We start from the raw sequence: 4681 nt of genomic DNA, 5'->3' as shown, positions 1-4681 counted from the left end.
GGCATCTCCTGAGGATGTTCGGATGGATCAGGCCCCTGCTGCAGGTCGGATCGATCCAGCTCCTGGCCGGTGACGGCCTCGAGCAGATCGAGCAGCTCCGCCAGAACCGATGGGCTGTAGGTGGTGGCCAGCTGCTGCTTCAGGGAGACCAGGTTGCTGCGCTGTGTGGCACCGCTCTGCCGCAGAAGCTGCAGGAAGAGGGGACGGCTGCCCAGATCGCGCACCGGGCCCTTGAGCAGTTCCTGTTCGCCCAGTCCGTCGCAGAGCGCATTGGCCAGGGCGTGGCCGCTGTTCAGAGCGGTGTGCCCCTGGTCGAGCCAGTGGCGCAGCTGCAAACCCAGCTCGCGGCCCTGGCCCATGGTGATGCGGTGGTCAGTTGTTGCTCAGACGGCTCAGCGGGTGGCCTGCAGGCGGGCCCGTGCCTGGGCCAGGGCCTGCAGAGCCTTGATCTTGTCGGGGCTGGAGGGCTGGCCCTCGAAGGCGGTCGCGGTGCTCTGGGCTGCCTCGTAGGCGGCCTGGGCGGCAGCGGCATCGATGGCGCTGCCGAGTTCGGCGGCATTCACCAGGACGGTGACCTCATCGGCCTCCACCTCGGCGAAGCCACCCATTAGGGCGATCGAGCGCCAGCTGGAGCCCTCACGCAGGCGCATCACACCGGTGTCGAGCGCGGTGAGCATGGTCACATGACCGGGCAGGATGCCCATCTGACCGGTGGTGCTGGGCAGGATCACCTCTTCGGCGCTGCCCTCGAAAACGCTCTGGTCAGGAGCCAGAACGCGCAGGGTGAGACTCATCGGCTGGGGATCTCAGAAGGGATGCGACGCTGGATCAACCCTTGGCTTCGGCCAGGATCTTGGCGGCCTTGGCCTTCACCTCGTCGATGTTGCCCACCAGGTAGAAGGCTGCCTCGGGCAGATCATCGAGCTCACCGGCGAGGATCATGTTGAAGCCCTTGATGGTCTCCTCCAGTTTCACGTACTTGCCGGGCATGCCGGTGAACACCTCGGCAACGAAGAAGGGCTGGGAGAGGAACTTCTCGATCTTGCGGGCCCGATCCACGATCCGGCGGTCATCTTCGGAGAGCTCGTCGAGACCCAGGATCGCGATGATGTCCTGGAGCTCCTTGTAGCGCTGCAGGGTGCTCTGCACGGCGCGGGCGGTGCGGTAGTGCTCGTCGCCACCACCGCCGGCTGCAGCATGGTGCTGGTGGAATCCAGGGGATCCACGGCCGGGTAGATGCCCTTGGAGGCCAGGCCGCGGCTCAGCACGGTGGTGGCATCGAGGTGGGCGAAGGTGGTGGCCGGAGCCGGGTCGGTCAGGTCGTCGGCAGGCACGTACACGGCCTGGATCGAGGTGATCGAACCTCGAGGGTGGAGGTGATGCGCTCCTGCAGTTCACCCACGTCGGTGCCGAGGGTGGGCTGATAGCCCACGGCCGAGGGCATGCGGCCGAGCAGGGCGCTCACCTCGGAGCCGGCCTGGACGAAGCGGAAGATGTTGTCGATGAACAGCAGCACGTCCTGCTTGTTCACATCGCGGAAGTGCTCCGCCATGGTGAGCGCCGAGAGACCCACGCGCATGCGGGCGCCGGGGGGCTCGTTCATCTGGCCATAGCAGAGGGCCACCTTCGACTTGGAGAGGTCATCGGCGTTGATCACGCCCGACTCCTTGAACTCCTCGTAGAGATCGTTGCCCTCACGGGTGCGCTCGCCCACACCGCCGAACACGGACACACCGCCGTGCTCCTTGGCGATGTTGTTGATCAGCTCCTGGATGAGCACGGTCTTGCCCACGCCGGCACCGCCGAACAGGCCCACCTTGCCGCCCTGGCGGTAGGGAGCGAGCAGGTCGATCACCTTGATGCCGGTCTCGAACACCTTGGGCTTGGTCTCGAGCTCGGTGAGCTTGGGAGCCTCGCGGTGGATCGGTGCCGTGATGGTGGTCTTGACGGGACCCTGCTCGTCCACCGGCTCGCCGAGCACGTTGAAGATGCGGCCCAGAGTCGCCTCACCCACGGGAACGGAGATGGGCGCGCCGGTATCCACGGCTTCCATGCCACGCACCAGGCCGTCGGTGCTGCTCATGGCCACGGCACGCACGCGGTGGTCGCCCAGCAGCTGCTGAACTTCGGCCGTCAGAGCCACGTTCTGACCGGCCGAGTTCTTCGCCTCGATGCGGAGGGCGTTGTAGATCCTGGGCAGCTTGCCGGCCGGGAATTCAACGTCGAGCACCGGGCCGATCACTTGGCGAACGATGCCTTTGGTGCCGGTGGCGGTAGCAGCAGCCATAGGTGAGGTAGTTGCAGGGAGTGCGCAGGGGGAAACCAGCCCGCCTGAAGCGCGGCAACCTTACCACCGCGCAGCCGGGGACATCCGGGCCTGCGCCGGCAGGGCGTGGTTCGGTCAACCGCACGAATAACCCCTGGCCCGGAGCTCCGTCTGGCGCATAGGTTGGCACTCATGCAGGTCGAGTGCCAAATCGGCCCGTCTGCCTGATGGCGTCTCCGGCGCCATGACATTGCTTCTGCGTTCGCAACCGCGTCTATCCCGCATCAATCCATGGCTGCTGTTTCTCTCAGTGTCTCCACGGTCAAACCGCTCGGAGATCGCATCTTCATCAAGGTCTCCGAGTCGGAGGAGAAGACCGCCGGCGGCATCCTGCTGCCCGACACCGCCAAGGAAAAGCCCCAGGTGGGTGAGGTGGTGCAGGTGGGCCCCGGCAAGCGCAACGACGACGGCACCCGCCAGGCTCCCGAGGTGAGCGTGGGCGACAAGGTGCTGTACAGCAAGTACGCCGGCACCGACATCAAGCTCGGTTCCGACGAGTACGTGCTGCTGTCCGAGAAGGACATCCTGGCTGTCGTCAACTGAGCACCGTTCCACGTGCTGTCGTGAGGCGTTCTGCGCGACTGCGCGGCATCGCCCCTGCGACATTCCCTTCATCGTCCCGTTAACCAACCCAAGCGAGAACTGCCTTCCATGGCCAAGCGCATCATCTACAACGAGCAGGCCCGTCGCGCCCTCGAAAAAGGCATCGACATCCTCGCCGAGTCGGTGGCCGTGACCCTCGGCCCCAAAGGCCGCAACGTGGTGCTGGAGAAGAAGTTCGGCGCCCCCCAGATCATCAATGACGGCGTCACCATCGCCAAGGAGATCGAGCTCGAGGACCACATCGAGAACACCGGTGTGGCCCTGATCCGTCAGGCCGCCTCCAAGACCAACGACGCTGCCGGTGACGGCACCACCACCGCCACCGTGCTGGCTCATGCCATGGTGAAGGCCGGCCTGCGCAACGTGGCCGCCGGCGCCAATGCCATCACCCTCAAGAAGGGCATCGACAAGGCCACCGACTTCCTCGTCAAGAAGATCGAGGAGCATGCCAAGCCGATCGCCGACTCCAACGCCATCGCCCAGGTGGGCACCATCTCCGCCGGCAACGACGAAGAGGTGGGCCGCATGATCGCCGACGCCATGGACAAGGTCGGCAAGGAGGGCGTGATCTCCCTGGAGGAGGGCAAGTCGATGACCACCGAGCTGGAGGTCACCGAGGGCATGCGCTTCGACAAGGGCTACATCTCCCCTTACTTCGCCACCGACACCGAGCGGATGGAAGCGGTGCTCGAGGAGCCCTACATCCTGCTTACCGACAAGAAGATCGGTCTGGTGCAGGACCTGGTGCCCGTGCTCGAGCAGATCGCCCGCACCGGCAAGCCGCTGCTGATCATCGCCGAGGACATCGAGAAGGAAGCGCTCGCCACCCTGGTGGTGAACCGCCTGCGCGGCGTGCTCAACGTGGCTGCCGTCAAGGCTCCCGGCTTCGGTGATCGCCGCAAGGCCATGCTCGAGGACATCGCCGTGCTCACCAACGGCCAGCTGATCACCGAGGATGCCGGCCTCAAGCTGGAGAACGCCAAGCTCGAGATGCTGGGCACCGYYCGMCGMAGTGATCGATCGAAAAAGGAAAACACCACGATCATCAACGGCGCCGGCTCCAAGGCCGAGATCGACGGCCGCGTGGCCCAGATCAAGGCGCAGATCGAGGAGACCTCTTCCGACTACGACCGCGAGAAGCTGCAGGAGCGCCTGGCCAAGCTCGCCGGTGGCGTCGCCGTCATCCGTGTCGGCGGCTCGACCGAAGTCGAAGTGAAGGAGAAGAAGGATCGCGTCGACGACGCCTTGCACGCGACCCGTGCCGCCGTCGAGGAAGGCATCCTGCCCGGTGGTGGCGTGGCCCTGCTGCGCTCGGTGAAGGCGCTTGAGAACCTGAAGGCTCCAAACGACGACCAGCGCGTCGGCATCGACATCATCCGCCGTGCGATCGAAGCCCCTGTGCGTCAGATCGCCGAGAACGCCGGCGCGGAAGGCTCGATCATCGTCGGCAAGCTGCGCGAGAAGTCGGAGTTCGCCTATGGCTGGAATGCCCAGACCGGCGATACGGCGACCTCTTCGCCCAGGGCGCATCGATCCGGCCAAGGTGGTGCGCACAGCGCTGCAGGACGCCGCCTCCGTGGCAGGTCTCCTGATCACCACCGAAGCCATGATTGCCGAAAAAGCCGAAGAAGGAAGCCGCACCCCGCGATGCCGGCCGGCGGCATGGACTTCTGAGGTCTGCCAACACGCGAACACCGAGAGGGCCGTCCAGTGGGCGGCCCTTTTTTCGATTGGTGAAGGGCTGGTCGGATG

2 protein-coding genes and 3 pseudogenes are annotated in these 4681 nt (G+C 65.5%); 2 read left to right on the top strand and 3 right to left on the bottom strand.

The window, feature by feature from the left end; translation table 11 throughout:
• The 3 genes and pseudogenes from SYNGFB01_RS09840 to atpD all read right to left on the bottom strand — a co-directional run.
• Nucleotides 1-359, bottom strand: a pseudogene (locus SYNGFB01_RS09840) (rhomboid family intramembrane serine protease); the annotation flags it as partial.
• 33 nt (nt 360-392) lie between these two features.
• Nucleotides 393-794 (bottom strand): ATP synthase F1 subunit epsilon, encoded by a 402-nt coding sequence (gene atpC / locus SYNGFB01_RS09835; protein WP_048017882.1) that lies wholly within the window; start codon nt 792-794, stop codon nt 393-395.
• Between the two features lie 34 nt (nt 795-828).
• Nucleotides 829-2287: pseudogene (gene atpD / locus SYNGFB01_RS09830) on the bottom strand (F0F1 ATP synthase subunit beta).
• 270 nt (nt 2288-2557) lie between these two features.
• Here atpD and groES point away from each other — a divergent pair.
• Together groES and groL are read left to right on the top strand one after the other, a co-directional pair.
• Complete coding sequence (gene groES / locus SYNGFB01_RS09825; RefSeq protein WP_048017881.1) at nt 2558-2869, top strand: co-chaperone GroES; 312 nt, start codon at nt 2558-2560, stop codon at nt 2867-2869.
• Between the two features lie 108 nt (nt 2870-2977).
• A pseudogene (gene groL, locus SYNGFB01_RS09820) lies at nt 2978-4596 on the top strand (chaperonin GroEL); the annotation flags it as partial.
• Between the last annotated feature and the right edge of the window lie 85 nt (nt 4597-4681).

It is taken from the genome of Synechococcus sp. GFB01 (assembly GCF_001039265.1).
Classification (GTDB): Bacteria; Cyanobacteriota; Cyanobacteriia; order PCC-6307; family Cyanobiaceae; genus NIES-981.
The sequence above is the reverse complement of the archived record's forward strand: the minus strand, read 5'-3'. Positions and strand labels throughout refer to the sequence as shown.

Bases quoted from the DNA above. Each gene is read 5' to 3' on its own strand.
- atpC (WP_048017882.1), bottom strand. From the start codon at position 794: ATGAGTCTCACCCTGCGCGTTCTGGCTCCTGACCAGAGCGTTTTCGAG.
- groES (WP_048017881.1), top strand. From the start codon at position 2,558: ATGGCTGCTGTTTCTCTCAGTGTCTCCACGGTCAAACCGCTCGGAGAT.